The sequence below is a fragment of the Nesterenkonia muleiensis genome, from assembly GCF_003600155.1.
Taxonomy (GTDB): domain Bacteria; phylum Actinomycetota; class Actinomycetes; order Actinomycetales; family Micrococcaceae; genus Nesterenkonia; species Nesterenkonia muleiensis.
The window spans coordinates 1-17,036 of the sequence record NZ_QWLD01000018.1; the positions used below are offsets into that span (position 1 = coordinate 1).

Consider the following 17,036-nt stretch of genomic DNA (forward strand, 5'->3'; position numbering starts at 1 on the left):
GACCTCCTGGTCCTCCGGGGCATCCTTGTAGTACTCGACCCCCTGAACCAGGGAAGCAGCACAATTGCCAACCCCCACCAAAGCCACACGGACTGGACTCTCTGCCACTGAACGTCTCCTTCAAAGAATGCAACCTATCCATCATAGAGTGGAAAGGTGACCGAGAACGACCGCCCCTGTACTGGTGGCATGCCTGGGGCAACCGATCCGTTGGTCCGTCATCTCTCAGATCGGTGGGGAGGCCCGGCCGGCAGCAGGCTGGCCACCCCGCGCCGAGGGTTCTGGACCATCCCCCGGATCTTGACCGCGCTGACAACCCTGGGGGTCCTGCTGGCGGTGCTGAGCTCGCAGTACTGCCGGATCAACGGCTGGGGCGGCACGGGCGTCTACCACTGGGGCTGCTACTCCGATGTCGCCGCGCTCTGGGGTTCCCGGGATTTCGCGCAGCACCCGTGGGCGCCCTTTCTGGAGAGCTATTCGAGTTTCGAGTATCCGGCACTGACCATGTTCCTGGCCTCCGCCCTGGCGGCCGCCACTTACGGGGCAGATGCTGTCTTCGGCGGTACTGCGCTGGACTACTGGGGTGAACGCACTGGGCTGCTGTACTGGGATCTGACCTTCCTGCTGGGTGCGCTGAGCTGGTTCGTGCTCACCCTGGCGGTGATGAAGGCCGCCGGGGCCTGCCCCTGGAGGGCGGCGATCGTCGCGCTGTCCCCGGCGATCATCCTGGGCGTCGGGATCAACTGGGATATCTTCGCCGCCGCAGCGCTCGGACTCGCCGTGCTGTTCTGTCTGCGCCGGCAGTGGTGGCTGGCCGGAGTGCTGGTCGGCGTCGGCGTCTCCGTCAAGCTCTATCCGCTCTTCCTGCTGGGCGCGGTGTTCACCCTGGCACTGCGCCAGCAGTGGAGGCCTGAATCCGGCCCGGGCCTCCGGTGGGCAGACTTCGCACGGCTCACCGCAGCCGGGGCACTGACCTGGGCGGCGCTGAACGTCCCGGTGATGCTGATCAGCTTCGACGCCTGGGCGGAGTTCTACGTGTTCTCCGCTGATCGCGGTGCCGGATGGTCCTCCATCTGGCAGGTCTGGGGTGTGCTGACCGGGTCCCCGTTGAGCGCTGAGACCGTCTCCACCTGGAGCTTCCTCATGTTCGCCGCCAGCTGCCTGGCTGTGCTGCTGATCGGGCTGACCGCTCCGCAGCGTCCTGGCCTGGTGCAGCTGCTGCTGCTGATCGTGGCGGCCTTCTTAGTGTTCAACAAGGTGTATTCGCCGCAGTTCATGATCTGGCTGGTGCCGCTGATCGCACTGGCCGGGCTGAAGATGCGCGATGTGCTGATCTGGCACGGGTTCCAGATTCTGCACTTCTGGGCGATCTGGATGCATCTGGCCGCGCAAATCAGCGCCTCGGAACCGCAGCACCTGTTCGACGAGAATCTCTATGTCGCCGCAGTGTTCGGCCACGTGGCCTCCACGCTCTATATCTGCGCCATGGTCATCCGGGACCTCTACCGGCCTCAGTCCGAGCCGTCAGCGGTGGGCTCGTAGTCCACTTCGACCGCCTCGTATTCGATATCGCTGCCGTCGACATCTATGATCCGCACCTCGACCGCACCCGCCCCATGGGCGTCAGTGAAATCACAGGTCATCTGCTCGTCCTGCTCGGCCTCCATGCTGCCGGGGCAGTCCACCTCATGGGGTGCGTCCTCCGGAAACTGCTCGTCGAAGGCGGATGCCACCTCATCCTCGACCTCTGACTGCGACCAGCTGCCTCCGCAGGCGGTCAGAGCCAGGCCGGAGAGGGCGGTCAACGTGATCGTGGCGCGGGTCCGGGTGTGCATCGTGTACTCCCTCTTTGTCTCAGCTGCCGTGCCGCTGTCTTTCAGCGACGTCACCACCTCATCGAATTATTCTGGAGGTCAACTGGGCATACACTGATCACTGCGTCGGTGGACAGTGCATAAGCAGGGCCGGGCGTTCAGTGCCTCACAGGTTCTCCGCGGCCCACTGCCTCAGGAGGGCGGCGGCGTCGTCGTACTCGACGGGACCATGCTGCATCCGGTGCTCCAGCAGGAACGAGTACGCCTTGCCCACCTGCGGACCTGGAGGGATCTCCAGGATCTCCATGATCTGCTGGCCGTCCAGATGCGGACGGATCTTGTTGAGCTCCTCCTGCTCCCGCAGTTCGGCGATCCGTGCCTCCAGATCGTCATAGGCCCGGGCCAGCCGCGCAGCCTTCTTCCGGTTGCGGGTGGTGACATCAGAGCGGGTCAGCCGGTGCAGCCGCTCCAGCTGGTCCCCGGCGTCGGTGACGTACCGACGGACCGCCGAATCCGTCCATCCCTGGTCCCCGTAGCCGTAGAACCGCATATGCAGCTCCACCAGGTGAGAGACGGCCCGGATACTCTCCTTGTCGAACTTCAGCGCCTGCATGCGCTTGCGGGTCAGCTTGGCCCCGACCACGTCATGGTGCCGGAAGCTGACCCCGCCGCCGGACTCGAAACGGCGAGTCTTCGGTTTGCCCACATCATGCATCAGTGCTGCAAACCGCAGGATGAAGTCTGGACCCGGCACCGGCCCCCCCGGATCGGTCTCCAGCCCGGCTGCCTGCTCCATGACCTGCAGCGAGTGCTGGTAGACATCCTTATGCCGGTGGTGCTCGTCATCGGTGAGCTTGAGCGCCGGCACCTCCGGCAGCACCATCTCGGCCAGGCCGGTCTCCACCATGATGTCGACCCCGGCACGCGGATCGGCCCCGCAGATCAGCTTCACCAGCTCTGCCTGAATGCGCTCCGCGGAGATGATCCGCAGCCTCTGCGCCATGCCGGTCATCGCCGCACGGACCTCATCGGCCACGGTGAGCTGCAGCTGAGAGGCGAACCGTGCCGCACGCATCATCCGCAGCGGATCGTCGCTGAAGCTCTCCTCAGGCGTAGCCGGGGTGCGCAGCAGGCCGCTGTGCAGGTCCCGCACTCCACCGTGGGGATCCACCAGTGTGAAGCCGGGCAGGCGCAGGGCCATGGCGTTGACCGTGAAATCCCGGCGGACCAGGTCTTCCTCCAATGAAATGCCGAACTGCACCTGCGGTTTTCGTGACGCGGGGTCATAGGCCTCGGACCGGTAGGTGGTCACCTCCAGGGTCTGGCCGCCCCGCCGGATACCGATAGTCCCGAACGCCCGGCCGATGTCCCAGTGCGCATCCGCCCAGCCGTCCACCGCCGCCACGATCTGATCCGGGGTGGCATCAGTGGTGAAGTCCAGGTCGGGAGAGACCCGCCCCAGGAACAGGTCACGCACCGGTCCGCCGACCAGCGAGAGGTCATATCCAGCGCGGGAAAACACCTCGCCGAGCTCGACGACGACCTCAGGCAGTTCGGCCCCGGCGGGGAATCCTTGGGGAAGTGAAACCATCACGCTGAACAGTTTTGCACAGACCACAGTTAAAGTAGGTACATGACCAATGCAGGAGCCGACGGCGAGCGGCGCACCCCGTTGACGGTGTCAATGGGTGCTCGCCGTGCCAGCGGCTCCTTCTCCGGGCGGGCCAATGGCCACCTGCCCACAGTGGAGGAGGTCAGTGCCGGCGGCGTCGTCATCACCCCCGCCTCCAAGGGCTTCGATGTGGCCATCATCGCCCGCTACAACCGGGGCGGTCGGCTGGAATGGTGCCTGCCCAAGGGACATCCCGAGGGGAATGAGACCTACCAGGAGGCTGCGGTCCGCGAGGTCGAGGAGGAGACCGGGATCGCCGGCTCCATCCTCACTGATCTGGGCAGCATCGAGTACTGGTTCACCGTACCCACTCACCGGGTGCACAAGACAGTCCACCACTTTCTGCTGGAAGCCGTGGGCGGTGAACTGACCATCGAGAAGGATCCCGACCATGAGGCGGTGGACGTGGCCTGGGTGAATCTGGATGAGCTCGACCGGATTCTCTCCTTCCCCAATGAACGGCGGATCGTCCAGACGGCACAACAGGTCATCCAGGACTCGCTGTAAGCCGGGCGCGATAAAGTCACCACCGATGACCCCTACACCTTCCCCCTACCGACCGCGTCACCGGGGCGCAGCCGCCACCCCGGCTCCCACCGTGGAGCAGGGGACGACGGCGCCGGCTGCAGAACCCGCCACACCCGCAGTCCCTGCCCATGTCCCCACCTCCGGCATGGCCGCGGCATCAGCGCTGATGGCCGCAGGCACCATGGTCTCCCGGGTGCTGGGATTCGTCCGGGCAGCCCTGCTGGGGGTGGCTCTGGCTGCGACCTCCACCATGGCCGATGTGTTCGAGAAGGCGAACTCGATCCCGAACATCATCTACGTGCTGCTGGCCGGGGGCATGTTCAACGTGGTGCTGGTCCCGCAGCTGATCAAGGCGGCGAAAGCCCCAGACCGCGGAGCCGAGTACACCTCCCGGCTGCTGACCCTGACCGTGGTGGTGCTGGGGGCGGCCACACTGGTGGTCACCGCAGCCGCGTACCCGATCATCGTGGCCCTGACCTACAACTGGTCGGAGGCTCAGCTGGCACTGGGCACCGCCTTCGCCCTGTGGACCCTGCCGCAGATCTTCTTCTACGGGCTCTATGCGGTCATCGGACAGATCCTCAACGCGAATGCGAAGTTCGGCTGGTACATGTGGGCCCCGGTGCTGAACAATGTGATCGCCATCGGCTTCATTCTGGTCTACATCATCACCTTCGGCGCGTACTCCGCAGACGAAAACCAGGCAGCGGAGTGGACCACCAGTCAGACGGTGATCCTTGCCGGCGGCCACACCCTGGGGGTCATCCTGCAGGCGGCTCTGCTGCTGTGGCCGCTGTCCAAGCTGGACATCCGGCTCAGGCCAGCGTTCGGCTTCCGCGGTCTGGGACTGGGTCAGACCGGCACCATCGCCCTGTGGACGCTGATCACCATGATGGCCGGGAACTTCTCCACTCTGCTGCATATGCGCCTGGTCTCAGGTGCCACTGCTGCCCGGGAGCAGATGGAGGAGGGTGCAGCTGTGCCCGGTGAGACCGCTGTAAACATCGCCGAGCTGGTCATTCTGCTGCCGCATTCGGTCTTCGTCCTCTCCCTGGCCACAGTGCTGTTCAATCAGCTCACCGCAGCCATGCAGGCTGATGACATCGTGACTGCGCGCTGGACCCTGAACCGGGGCCTGCGGATCTTCGCCATTCCCATCATGTTCTCCACCGTGGTGTTCGTGGTGCTGGCCGGGCCGATCGGCCGGCTGTTCAGCGGGACCTCTGCAGAGGCTATGCTCGGCGGTGCGGCCATCGGTCAGCTGGTCCTCATCTATGCGGTCGGGCTGCCCTTCCGCTCCGCCCAGTTCTACCTGATGCGGACCTTCTACGCAGCAGAGGATGCCAAGACTCCCATGGTGGTGACCCTGCTTCTGGCGCCGATCGGGCTGGCCATCACCTATACCTCTGCGGTGTTTCTGCCTGATCACTACCTGGCCTATGTGGTGGTCACCCTGTTCAGCGCCTTGAACATCGCCCGCAGCGTGATCTTCCATCTCATCGCTGTACGCCGATGGGGCGATTACGGACTCTCCAGCGTGCTGCACGCCTATATCAGCTCCGGGTACGCCGCAGTGGCCGCCGGCTGTGCCGGGTTCCTGGTCCTGGCACTGCTGGGCGGGTTCACCTGGGGCTTCGCCTGGAACTCCATCGGCACTGCGGCGGTGAGCTGCCTCGGCGTGGTCACGGTGATGGGCCTGGTGTACCTGGTGGTGCTGCGGGCGGCCAAGGTCCGTGAGTTCGGTGAGTTCATGGAGCCGGTCTCCCGCCGGATCCCCGCACTGGCCAGGCTCGCCCCGTAGGCACTGCGCAGTCCTCAGGTCTGGCCGGTAGGCTTAGCCGTCAGAGACTCATAGCATTTTGGGAGGAACAGCTCGTGCCCCAGCCGTTCGGCATCGGTGATGTGGTCGGCGGCCGCTATCGGATCACCCACCACGTGGTGACCTCGGCGGATCAGGACATCGTCTTCCAGGCCACCGATCAGGTCCTCGGACGTCAGGTGTCGGTCCTGCTGGCCTCCCGGGCCAATGCCAAGCAGGTCGCCACCTCCGCCAAAGAGTTGGCCGCCGGCGCCCGCCACTCACAGGTCGAGGTGCTGGACCTCGGCCTGGCAGAGGACCGCACCTTCCTGATCTCCACCATGGTCGACCCCAATCAGCTGCTGGATCTGGTGGTCCCGGACACCGCGCCCTACGTGGAGCCCTATTACACCGACTCTCTGGGCTCGGAGCTCTTCGGTCAGTCCCGTGAGATAGCGCCCCAGACCTATGACGACGACGCCGAGTACTACGCCCGGCTCGGCGGACTGGCCGGAGGGGAACCCCAGCAGCGACGACGCGCCCGCCGCCCGGCCTTCTTGGACAAAGTAACACCCGGCCACCGGCGGACCGCGTCCACCGATGAGCCCTCCTATACCCAGGAGGAGCTCGAGTCTGAGCTGGAGTCGGCGGGCAACGCCCACGGACTCAGCATCTCTCAGGAGATTGCTCATGTCAGTTTCTCTCTGCGCAGCGACTTCGATGAGGTGGAGGCCAACCCCGCCGCAGACAGCGAAGAAGACCCGATTGAAGCGATCAGCTTTCGTCCCGGCGGCGGGGGAACCCCGCTGGCACCTGGACCAGCCGCCGGCGAACCACTGGCGTCCGGGACCCGTGTTGACGCCGAGCGCTCACGCCGGCCACGTCAGGAAGCGCCGGGCTTCACCCCTGAGGCAGCTCCACCCCGGACCTCAGAGGAACCGGCAGCCGATGTCTTCGGAGCCTCACTGCCCGGAGGTCCCTTGGTGGAGAGTGCGCCGTCTGCTCCGCTCCCCACTGTGACCGTAGGCGGCGGACCTCGTTCCCATGCCCCGGTGAAGAGCGATGAACTGCTGGCCGAGGGCGAAGAGGTGGTCGATGATCCACCGTCTGAACCTGATGCGTTCTATGACCGGGCCGCTGTCCCGGAGACCTCGGCTCCGGAGGCCGCCGGGCACCCACCGACTCCTCAGGTTGAGCCGCTAGACTCCGGAGCAGGTGCGGCCATGTGGCAGGAACCAAGCAGCTTCACCAGTCTGATCAGTGCGGTTCCCTCACGAACACCGACGGCGTTCCCCGCCGCTGATGACTCTCACACATCCAGCGGCACTGGTGCTGAGCGTGATCAGCACACCAGCGTGACCTTGGGCCGTTGGATTGCCATCAGCACTCTTGGGGTGCTGATCCTCGCAGCTGCCATTGTCGTCTTCGTTGTCCTCACCGGCTGAACGGAATATCCGGTGCCCCCACAATGTTCGACACATCGAAAGCCATCGATACCCTGAGGAAGAACTTACTGTGACTGACCAGACCCCAGACCAGGTTCACGACGTCATCATCATTGGCTCGGGTCCAGCCGGATACACTGCTGCGATCTACACCGCCCGGGCGAACCTGAACCCTATTGTGCTGGCCGGTTCGGTCACCGCCGGCGGCGAGTTGATGAACACCACCGAGGTGGAGAACTTCCCCGGGTTCCCTGAGGGGATCCAAGGTCCAGATCTGATGATGAACATGGAGGCTCAGGCCAGACGGTTCGGCGCTGACATTCGGCATGAGGACGCCACTGAGCTGACCCTCGATTCTCCCATCAAGGAGATCACTCTTGGCTCAGGGGGTGTTCTGCATGCCCGGGCGGTGATCCTGGCGACCGGCTCTGCCTACCGTGAGCTGGGCGTGCCTGGTGAGAAGGCACTCTCCGGGCATGGGGTCTCCTGGTGTGCCACCTGTGATGGTTTCTTCTTCCGTGATCAGGTCATTGCCGTGGTCGGCGGTGGCGACTCTGCGATGGAGGAGGCACTCTTCCTCACCAAGTTCGCCGCCAAGGTCTATGTGGTTCACCGCCGTGATGAGCTGCGTGCCTCCCAGATCATGGCTGACCGGGCAAAAGCGCACGAGAAGATCGACTTCATCTGGAACACCGAGGTCACCAGTGTCCACGGTGCGGATAAGGTCAGTCAGCTGGGCCTGCGCAGCACGGTGGACGGCACGGAGTCCACTCTTGAGGTGACAGGTCTGTTTGTTGCTATTGGTCATGACCCGCGCGTGGAGCTCTTCCGCGATCAGCTTCAGCTGACCAGCGACGACACCGTGCAGGTTCAGGGCAGGACATCCAAGACAAGCCTGCCGGGGGTCTTCGCAGCCGGTGATGTCCTCGACCCCCACTACCGGCAAGCCGTCACAGCCGCCGGATCCGGTTGTGTGGCCGCCCTCGATGTCGAAGAGTACTTGGCCGATACCGCCGACTCCGATGCCAAGGAGACCACCGCGGCGCAGCACCGGTCCACCGATCCGACACCACAACCGGCAGCAGTCTGAACAACGTCAGCACTAACCTCAACAGTTTCCGAAAGGAGCGGGCGCCATGTCCGATCTCAAAGCAGTCACCGATGCAAGCTTCGAAGCCGATGTGCTCAATGCCAGCAAACCTGTCCTGGTCGATTTCTGGGCCGAGTGGTGCGGGCCGTGCCGCGCACTGACTCCAGAGCTGGAAAAGCTTGCCGCAGAATATGCGGACAAGATCGAGGTCGTGAAGGTCAACGTCGATGAGAACCCCGGGACCGCCGCAAAGTACGGCATCACCTCCATCCCCGCAGTTTTCGCCTTCAAAGGCGGAGAGAAGGTTCAAACATCCATCGGCGCCAAGCCCAAGCCAGCCCTCGAACAGGAATTCTCCGACCTGCTGGCCTAATCTGAGTCCCGTTTCACGTGAAACGCCCCTGTGGCCGATGATCTGGTCACAGGGGCGTTCTGCATCTGGGGCGAGCACCCAACGGCAGAGCCGCTGACCATCACACCTGAAAGAACCACCTCACCGCTGCACATACGCACCCATCTGTGCTCTGCACTCCCGCTGGCGGGGAAACCCGCCCAGTCCCTGACCTGGCCCGCCCACACGCTGCGCGTCTGCACGGGTCCCCGAGGTCAGGGGTCCGCCTCGGCCGGCTGCAGAGGCGCCGGCCATCACACCTAAAGACCCACCTCAACGCCCCACATACGCACCCATCTGTTCCAAGATCCGCTCGAGGTCGTCGAGGGAGGCGAAGTCGATGGCGATCCGGCCCTTCTTCGCGCCAAGACTGATCTTCACCTGCGTGTCCAAGCGATCGGTGAGCGCTTCGGCGTACTCGTCCAGTTCCTGAACCCGGCTCGCTGAGGGAAGGCGATTCGTTTCACGTGAAACGCTGGTCTTCTCCTCTCCCCTCTTGATCAGTGTGGCCTGCTCCTCGGCACCGCGCACCGACAGGCCTTCTGCGACAATCCGCTGAGCAAGGTCTTCCATCTGAGACTCACTCTCCAGACCCAGCAATGCACGAGCGTGCCCGGAGGACAGCACCCCTGCCGCCACCCTGCGCTGCACGGCCGCCGGGAGCCTCATCAAGCGCAAGGTATTGGAGATCTGCGGGCGAGAACGGCCGATGCGTTGTGCCAGCTGCTCCTGGCTGATGCCGAAATCGTCCAGCAGCTGCTGGTATGCCGCAGCCTCTTCCAAAGGATTCAACTGTGACCGGTGGATGTTTTCTAGAAGGGCGTCTCTCAGCAGATTCGTATCTGCAGTATGTCGGACCACGGCGGGGATGGTCTCACGCCCTGCCGCCTTCGAGGCTCTCCACCGTCGCTCACCCATGATGAGCTCGAACTGGTTGGACTCCACAGGGCGCACGACAATGGGCTGCAGGACACCTATCTCCCGGACAGAATGGACGAGTTCGGCCATATCGTCCTCGTCAAAGACCTCACGGGGTTGTTTCGGGTTAGGCCGAATCAGTCCTACGGGAACATCCAGGAATTCAGCACCTGGGGATGATGCCGGGGGTGTTTCACGTGAAACCACTTGATCCTCAGCAACGGTGCCTGAGCTTCTGCGCCCGACCTGCCTCGGCTCCCGTACGCCCAGAACATCTGGCATCTCTGCCCGCCGAGTTCCGTGACCGCGCCTGGGAGTCGTCGAGCTTCTTGGTGCTCTTCCAGCGGTCGCCGCGGAGTCGGCTGTGGTTTCACGTGAAACGCGCTGGGTGGCCAAGTGTGATTTAGCGGAAAAGAAGACATCGATCGGTCGCTCGATACCTCCCGTTTCACGTGAAACGTCCACCGGTTCGGCCTCAACCGCTGGTTCGACAGGCGGAACCGCGTGAACTGCAGCTCCCGCGACAGGGTTTTCCTCGGCGTCGCTGTTGATCAATGCTCCCAGGCCGCGGCCAAGTCCACGCTTCTTACGCTCCGACACAGCAGTCCTTCCACGGTTCACAACACATTGTCATCAATTGTAGAGCCGAGAGCTGAGAACACTGTCCGGTCCCGAGGTTTCACGTGAAACCGCGAAGACGGAGAGCACCGCAGAGTCTAAGATCGCCGGACCAACTCAGCGGCCGCCTCCAGATAAGATAGCGCCCCGGTCGAGGAGCGATCATAGGTGATGACCGACTGCTGATAGCTCGGGGCCTCCGCAATACGGACGCTGCGCGGAATCTTTGACTCCAGCACCTCATCGGGGAAGTGCTGTTTGACCTCTTCGACGACCTGAGCAGCCAGATTCGTGCGGGCGTCGTACATCGTCAGCAGGATCGTCGAGACCCTCAGGACCGGATTGAGATGCTTCTGGATCATGTTGATGTTGTTGAGCAGCTGACTCAGTCCCTCCAAGGCGTAATACTCACACTGAATGGGAATGAGAACCTCCTTGGCCGCCACAAAAGCATTGACGGTCAGCAGGCCGAGGCTTGGGGGACAGTCAATGAAGACATAGTCCAGACGCTCCATCTCCTGATGCTCCCGGTACCGCATATACTCTTCAAGCGCACGCTGGAGCCGCTGTTCCCTGGCCACCAGCGAAACCAGCTCAATCTCCGCACCAGCAAGGTGGATGGTCGCCGGAATCACGGAGAGCCCGTCAATGTCCGGACAGTCAGCCACCACATCTGCGAGTGTCAGATCATCGATCAGCACGTCGTAGATGGAGTCCGTCTCTGCCGAATGGGGGACACCCAGGCCGGTGGAGGCATTGCCCTGCGGATCGATGTCCACCACCAACACGTTGAATCCGTGGTCTGCCAACGCCGCGGCCAGATTGACCGTCGACGTCGTCTTACCCACTCCGCCCTTTTGATTAGAGACAGTGATGATCCGTGTCTCCGGGGGCCTCTCCAAGGACAGTTCAGAGAGCTTCTTCCGGCGCTGCTGCTCGTCCTTCACCTGAGCGGCCAGCGGGGAGTCAGACAGAGATTCAGTCATAGGACAACACTAACCCTTAGTCGGAGATTCTTGAGTCACGCGCAGAGAGGTCTCCCGAAGCGGGCGCACGTTCAGCGGCGGCCGCACACTCTCACTGGCGGCGAATCCGCACCACAGTGGTGGGCTCTTCCAGAATCTCCTCCCCGAGCAGCTGAATCTCCGGCGGGTTCAGCCTAAAACGCCTGAGGACCTTCTGCGCCGCCTCGATCTCCGCTCCAGCGGAACGTCCCTTGAGGAAGAGCAGCTCGCTCTCGTCGTCCAGAAGTGGAAATGTCATGGGTATCAGCTTCTTCAGAGCTGACACAGCCCGGGCAGTCACCACATCCGCCAACACCTCATCACCCACCTCTTCGGCACGGGCGCGGATCACTCTCACATTGCTGATCCCCACATCCCTGACCACGGTGTCCAGCCACTCCACCCGACGCTCCATGGGCTCGATCAGGGTGAACTCCACATCGTCGCGGACCAGGGCCAGAGCGAGCCCCGGCAGGCCGGCCCCAGAACCCACATCCGCCACTGTGCCGCCTGCGGGCAACTCCGGGCCCAGCACGGCGCAGTTGAGAACATGCCGTCCCCAGATCCGTGGCACCTCCCGGGGACCCAGCAGGCCATGGCTGATCCCTGTGGTGCAAAGGTGCTCAACGTACTTCACCGCCTGCCGCAGTCGATCTCCGAAAAGGACATCAGCTGCCTGACGCTCCGCGTCGTTCAGCGCAGGCACCGCCTCTCCCTCAACGACATCAGCGGTGACGGGCAGGCGCTGCTGATCATCAGGGTGACCGGCTTCCCCGGCCGCCGGATCTGGCACTGAGTCGCTCATGTCACGGCTGCCGTCTATTCGCCAGAGACGACGACGTGGCGGCGCTTGCCTTCGCCCTCCGATTCGGAGACAAGACCCACCTCGGCGACGAAATCGTGGACGATCTTACGCTCATAGGCCGTCATCGGATCCAGATGGACCTCTTCATCAGTCTCCCTGACCTTCGCCACGGCAGTCTGCGCCAGCTGCTTGAGCTCCTCATGACGGGCAGCACGGTGACCGTTGATATCCAGCACCAACCGAGTCCGGTCACCCGTGGCAGTCAGAACAGCAAGCCGGGTCAGCTCCTGGAGAGCATCCAGGACTTCACCCCGGGGCCCAACCAGTTCCTGCAGCTCCTCACCGCCGTCCTCTGCCTGGATGGAGATGAAGGTCCTCTCACCACGGATCTCAATCTCGATATCACCGTCGAGATCCACAATGTCCAATAACTCTTCAAGGTAGTCCGCCGCCACATCACCCTCATCGGCACCTGAGTCAGCGGCGGCGTCGTGCCCTTTCTCCTGCAGGTCAAGGTGCTGGTCAGCATCGGGATCCACGGTCTGCGCACCGTCTTCAACGATCTGTTCTGAGGTGGTCTGTTCGTTCATCGTTGTCCCTTTTTCTTCTTCTTTTTCTTCTTCTTGGGCTGGGAGGTCTGACCCTTGTGCTCGCCCTTGGGCTTCGCAGCCTCCTCGCGGGCCTTACGGGCATCCTCGCCCACCGGCGGAAGCCCCTTGGCCGCCCGGCGCAGGTTCAGCTCCTTCTCAGCCAGCGATCCCGGGGTGGGGTTGTTCCTGATGACCCACCACTGCTGACCCATGGTCCAGAAGTTGGTGGCGGTCCAGTAGATCAGCACCCCGACCGGGAAGTACACACCGCCGAAGACGAAGACCAGCGGCAGCACATAGAGCATCATCTTCTGAGTCTGGGCGAACTGCCCCTGCAGGGCGGCCTCGGACATGTTCTTCGACATCAGCTGCTTCTGGGTGAAGAACTGCGTGCTGACCATCAGAACGATCATGGTCGCCGTCAGTGCGATCACTGCGACGGTGCCGCCCATCAGGCCCGGATCTCCCTGGACCGCACCGAGGAAGGTATCGGGCATGCCCACACTGAGGAGCCGTGATTCGGCGAAGCTGACCACCTCGGACGGGGACAGGGCAAAATAACCCTCGGCCTGGTAGTCGGTGTCGGTGGTTCCCCATCCGATGCCGCCGCCGATCCGGTTCAGACACCAGAACAGCGCCAAGAAGATCGGCATCTGCGCCAGGATGGGCAGACAGGTCATGAACGGGTTGACCTTATGCTTCTTGAACAGCGCCTGCTGTTCAGAGACCATCGCCTGCCGTGAGACCGGATCCTTCTTGCCCTTGTACTTGGCCTGGAGCTTCTGCAGCTCAGGCTGGACAATCTGCATTCCGCGCTGGGACTTGATCTGACGGACGAACAGCGGGATCAGGATGATCCGGATCACCAGCACCAGCAGAACGATGGACAGAGCCCAGTTCAGGCCGGACTCTTCGGGCAGGCCCAGCAGGCCCAGCACGTTGTGCCACAGGCTGAGGATGAAGGACACCGCCCAGCTGAAGGGCCACATGATTGTGTCGAGGAAAGCCATTACTCTCTCAGGGGTCAGGTTCGGCGCCGAGCCCCTTGTCTGCAGGGAATGTTGTGTGCCGAACGCGTGGAGTGTGAGAAAACCAACCTTCAGGGTACTTGATCAGTCTGGATCACGCGGAATCGGCGGATGGTTCAGTTTCACGATCGGTGGCAGCTCCTGCTCCGGCCAGACCCGTGAGGAGGCGGGAATGTGATCAACTCCCCCGCCGGTGAAGGGGTTGCAGCGCAGGATGCGCCACCCGGTCAGCACGCTGCCCCTGACCAGTCCGTGGACGGTGACTGCTTCGAGCCCGTAGGCAGAACAGCTCGGGTAGAACCCGCAGACCTCCCCGTAGAGCGGGGAGATCATCTTCCGCCAGAAGAGGATGAACCAGATCAGCGGGTACGACGGCGCCCTCCGCCACCAGTGCCAGTAGTTCCGTGCTTGTTCCGGAGACGGGGAGACCCCGTGGCCTCCCCGGGTTCCTGAGGCGGCGGAGTCTTCCGGCGGTGGTGGAGATGCGCTGAGGAATTCCTCAAGGTAAAAATCGCTGTGGCGGATCCATGTCATGGGCGCACAGCCTTGGCCAACGCCCGGCGCAGAGATGATTCCACATCCGCATACAGCACGGTGTGGTCGGCTGCAGGCGCTTGGGGCAGGGCGCGTATCACCATATCCGCGGCGAAGCCCTCAGGCAGTTCTACGGCCCGACTGCGCATCAGGTCAGCCACAATATGACGCAGTCTGCGGGTGGTCCTGTGCCGCACCACGGCATTGCCCACAGCTTTGGACACGATGAATCCGCAGCGCCAGCGGGGTCCAGTCGAGTGCGAGACCAGGCGAACGTTGACCACCACGGTCGCACTGCCGGCACGCAGTCTCCGCCCCATCACAGCAGAGAAGTCCTGTGCCGAGGTCAGCCGGTGGGGTGCAGGCAGCATAGGGGTCACTCAAGCTCTCTGGGCGGAGCCGCAGAAACAACAATGGCCCGCAACCAAGGCTGCGGGCCGTCGTCGTACCTGCTGCGCTCAGGCAGACAGCTTCTTGCGTCCGCTGCGGCGGCGGGTGGAGATGATCGACCGGCCGGCGCGGGTGCGCATGCGTGATCGGAAGCCGTGCTTGCGGCTACGGCGGCGGTTGCTCGGCTGGAAAGTCCGCTTGCTCACTGTGTACTCCCAAGATAATGGTTGAAGTCTGGTTGGCCATTTTGGGCGCGCGTGGATGCGCCATGCCCTTGGCGACTGGTCAACGTTAGTCCCATTACCATACAGCGGTCAAATTGACGGCGGCACTGTAGGTGATTCCCCAGAATTCACAGAACTTATCCACAGTTCTTGTGGAATACTGTCTGGACAGGTTTGCCCGTCCACCAGCCACCAGAGGAAGCAGCAGCGTGTCCGCCGATTCCGAATCCTCCGTCTCCACCCAATGGCAGCAGGTTCTCACTGAGCTGAGAGAAAACCACGGGATCACCGGCCTGAAACTCGCCGATGTGGCCCGCGCAGTCCCCCAATCTGACCAGCTGATCGGCGACACCCTTCTGCTGGCCGTCCCCCATGAGCGAGTCAGACAGCTTCTGCACTCCACACTCCAGGCGGAACTCTCCCACGCACTGCACACCGTCTTCGGCAAAGACATCCTCTGCGCCTATGTGATCGACCCGGAGTTGGCGAAGGCACAGCGTGAGAAGGACGACGGCACCAGTCCGGTCTCCACCGACCCCGTCCGGGCGCACCACCCCACTCAGATGCCCACCGCCTACACCGCAGGGACACCTGAGACCTCCCCGCAGCCGGTGAGCCCGGCGGTGCCGATGGCCTTCACCCCTGATGGGACCACCTCACCGCATACCGGGAACTTCGAAACCTCGCGCCTGAATCCGCGCTACACCTTCGACACTTTCGTCATCGGCTCCTCGAACCGCTTTGCCCATGCCGCAGCCAACGCCGTGGCCGAGGCACCGGCGAAGGCATACAATCCACTCTTCATCTACGGCGATTCAGGACTGGGCAAGACCCACTTACTGCACGCCATCGGCCACTACGCCCAACGGCTCTACTCCGGCATCAGAGTCCGGTATGTGAACTCAGAGGAGTTCACCAATGACTTCATCAACTCCATCCGTGATGACGAGGGAGCCAGCTTCAAGCACCTCTACCGAAACGTCGACATCCTGCTGCTGGACGATATCCAGTTCCTGGCGGACAAAGAGCGGACCGTGGAGGAGTTCTTCCACACCTTCAACACGCTGTACAACAACAACAAGCAGGTGGTCATCACCTCCGATGAACCGCCCAAACAGCTCTCCGGGTTCGAAGAGCGGCTGCGTTCACGGTTTGAATGGGGGCTGATCACCGACATTCAGCCCCCAGACCTGGAGACCCGCATCGCAATCCTGCGCAAGAAGGCCAACGCCGAGAACTTCTCCTGCCCCGATGATGTCCTGGAGTACATCGGCTCCAAGATCTCCACCAACATCCGTGAGCTGGAGGGCGCGCTGATCAGAGTCACCGCCTACGCCGCGCTCAACAAGCAGGAAGTCAACCTTCTGCTGGCCGAACAGGTCATGCGCGACCTGATCTCCGATGATCACGCCAAGGAGATCACCGCTCAGCAGATCATCAACGCCACCGCCGACTACTACGACTTCACCGTCGAGGACCTGATGTCGAAGTCGCGCAGCCGAAACCTGGTCACCGCACGGCAGATCGCGATGTATCTGCTGCGTGAACTGACCGAGATGTCACTGCCGAAGATCGGCCAGGAGCTCGGCGGCCGCGACCACACCACCGTGATCTACGCCGAACGAAAAATCCGCGAACTCATGGCGGAACGCCGAGCGGTCTTCAACCAGGTCACCGAACTGACCAACAAGATCAAACAGGGCAGATAGACCCCACCGGTCACACCTGTGGAGAATGCCCTCATACACATCTCACACTGATGTAGTTCCGCAGGATCAGCGCCCACCGGACGAGTTGACACTAAGGTAATCCACAGTTTTACCCACATATCCACAGGCAGTGGTGCAGAACAGCGGATCACGGTCACACACCTGTGGATAAACCAGTGGAAAATCCGGTGAACAGACCACCATTCCTGTGCATAACTCCCGGATTCCTGGGGAAACCATTGCACAGCACCCGAAAATCCTCCCCGTGTAGTTCACAGCGGCACCGGGCGCACTTCACCGCTAACTACACAGGCAGATCGCCACAGGCACCGGGATCGGCATGGTTATCCACAGAATCCACACCTGTTACTACCACTTCTGTTCTTTAATCCATATGCTTCTTCCATAATCAACAGCTTGCCCCTCCAGCCCAAGATGTTGTGGTCCAGACAGAGACTTTCGGCATATCTGGTGAAGA

At 62.7% G+C, this 17,036-nt stretch carries 17 protein-coding genes; 7 read left to right on the top strand and 10 right to left on the bottom strand.

Annotated features, from left to right (window positions below; translation table 11 throughout):
* Window positions 1-156 precede the first annotated feature (156 nt).
* Window positions 157-1,542 (top strand): glycosyltransferase family 87 protein, encoded by a 1,386-nt coding sequence (locus DVO78_RS06530; RefSeq protein ID WP_157983898.1) that lies wholly within the window; start codon window positions 157-159, stop codon window positions 1,540-1,542.
* Here DVO78_RS06530 and DVO78_RS06535 read toward each other — a convergent pair.
* Complete coding sequence (locus DVO78_RS06535; protein WP_120004019.1) at window positions 1,512-1,835, bottom strand: DUF4333 domain-containing protein; 324 nt, start codon at window positions 1,833-1,835, stop codon at window positions 1,512-1,514. The two genes, DVO78_RS06530 and DVO78_RS06535, sit on opposite strands and share 31 nt — an antisense overlap.
* A gap of 145 nt (window positions 1,836-1,980) precedes the next feature.
* Complete coding sequence (locus DVO78_RS06540) at window positions 1,981-3,405, bottom strand: CCA tRNA nucleotidyltransferase (protein ID WP_120004058.1); 1,425 nt, start codon at window positions 3,403-3,405, stop codon at window positions 1,981-1,983.
* A 42-nt stretch (window positions 3,406-3,447) separates the two neighbouring features.
* Between DVO78_RS06540 and DVO78_RS06545 the strand changes: the two genes are divergently transcribed.
* The 5 genes from DVO78_RS06545 (at window position 3,448) to trxA (ending at window position 8,720) form a co-directional block, all read left to right on the top strand.
* Window positions 3,448-3,993, top strand: a complete 546-nt coding sequence (locus DVO78_RS06545) for an NUDIX hydrolase (RefSeq protein WP_420799063.1) — start codon at window positions 3,448-3,450, stop codon at window positions 3,991-3,993.
* Window positions 3,994-4,018: 25 nt separating this feature from the next.
* Window positions 4,019-5,815 carry a murein biosynthesis integral membrane protein MurJ gene (murJ, locus tag DVO78_RS06550; RefSeq protein WP_120004020.1) on the top strand — a complete coding sequence of 599 codons (1,797 nt, stop codon included), beginning with the start codon at window positions 4,019-4,021 and terminating at the stop codon, window positions 5,813-5,815.
* 74 nt (window positions 5,816-5,889) lie between these two features.
* Window positions 5,890-7,257 carry a hypothetical protein gene (locus DVO78_RS06555; protein WP_120004021.1) on the top strand — a complete coding sequence of 456 codons (1,368 nt, stop codon included), beginning with the start codon at window positions 5,890-5,892 and terminating at the stop codon, window positions 7,255-7,257.
* A gap of 70 nt (window positions 7,258-7,327) precedes the next feature.
* On the top strand, window positions 7,328-8,347 hold the full coding sequence (trxB, locus tag DVO78_RS06560) for a thioredoxin-disulfide reductase (RefSeq protein WP_120004022.1): 1,020 nt from the start codon (window positions 7,328-7,330) through the stop codon (window positions 8,345-8,347).
* Between the two features lie 46 nt (window positions 8,348-8,393).
* A complete protein-coding gene (trxA, locus tag DVO78_RS06565; RefSeq protein ID WP_120004023.1) occupies window positions 8,394-8,720 on the top strand; it encodes a thioredoxin in 327 nt (108 codons plus the stop codon).
* Between the two features lie 291 nt (window positions 8,721-9,011).
* On the opposite strand, the gene DVO78_RS06575 is transcribed toward trxA, so the two are convergent.
* From DVO78_RS06575 to rpmH, 8 genes are all read right to left on the bottom strand, one after another.
* Entirely contained in the window at window positions 9,012-10,256 is a 1,245-nt protein-coding gene (locus DVO78_RS06575; protein ID WP_120004025.1) for a ParB/RepB/Spo0J family partition protein, read from the bottom strand.
* Between the two features lie 116 nt (window positions 10,257-10,372).
* On the bottom strand, window positions 10,373-11,260 hold the full coding sequence (locus DVO78_RS06580) for a ParA family protein (RefSeq protein WP_120004026.1): 888 nt from the start codon (window positions 11,258-11,260) through the stop codon (window positions 10,373-10,375).
* A 91-nt stretch (window positions 11,261-11,351) separates the two neighbouring features.
* Window positions 11,352-12,083, bottom strand: coding sequence for a 16S rRNA (guanine(527)-N(7))-methyltransferase RsmG (rsmG, locus tag DVO78_RS06585; RefSeq protein WP_120004027.1), 732 nt, complete (start codon window positions 12,081-12,083; stop codon window positions 11,352-11,354).
* Between the two features lie 14 nt (window positions 12,084-12,097).
* Window positions 12,098-12,673, bottom strand: coding sequence for a Jag family protein (locus DVO78_RS06590; protein ID WP_120004028.1), 576 nt, complete (start codon window positions 12,671-12,673; stop codon window positions 12,098-12,100).
* The gene (gene yidC / locus DVO78_RS06595; RefSeq protein WP_120004029.1) at window positions 12,670-13,683 is read right to left on the bottom strand and encodes a membrane protein insertase YidC; all 1,014 of its coding nucleotides are present in this window, start codon (window positions 13,681-13,683) and stop codon (window positions 12,670-12,672) included. The genes DVO78_RS06590 and yidC overlap by 4 nt, the downstream gene beginning before the upstream one ends.
* 102 nt (window positions 13,684-13,785) lie before the next feature.
* On the bottom strand, window positions 13,786-14,235 hold the full coding sequence (yidD, locus tag DVO78_RS18235; protein WP_120004030.1) for a membrane protein insertion efficiency factor YidD: 450 nt from the start codon (window positions 14,233-14,235) through the stop codon (window positions 13,786-13,788).
* Complete coding sequence (gene rnpA / locus DVO78_RS06605) at window positions 14,232-14,606, bottom strand: ribonuclease P protein component (protein ID WP_120004031.1); 375 nt, start codon at window positions 14,604-14,606, stop codon at window positions 14,232-14,234. Before rnpA ends, yidD begins: the two co-directional genes overlap by 4 nt.
* Before the next feature lie 87 nt (window positions 14,607-14,693).
* Window positions 14,694-14,831, bottom strand: coding sequence for a 50S ribosomal protein L34 (gene rpmH, locus DVO78_RS06610; RefSeq protein ID WP_120004032.1), 138 nt, complete (start codon window positions 14,829-14,831; stop codon window positions 14,694-14,696).
* Between the two features lie 227 nt (window positions 14,832-15,058).
* On the opposite strand from rpmH, the gene dnaA reads away from it, so the two are divergent.
* On the top strand, window positions 15,059-16,558 hold the full coding sequence (gene dnaA, locus DVO78_RS06615) for a chromosomal replication initiator protein DnaA (RefSeq protein WP_120004033.1): 1,500 nt from the start codon (window positions 15,059-15,061) through the stop codon (window positions 16,556-16,558).
* The last annotated feature ends 478 nt before the right edge of the window (window positions 16,559-17,036 follow it).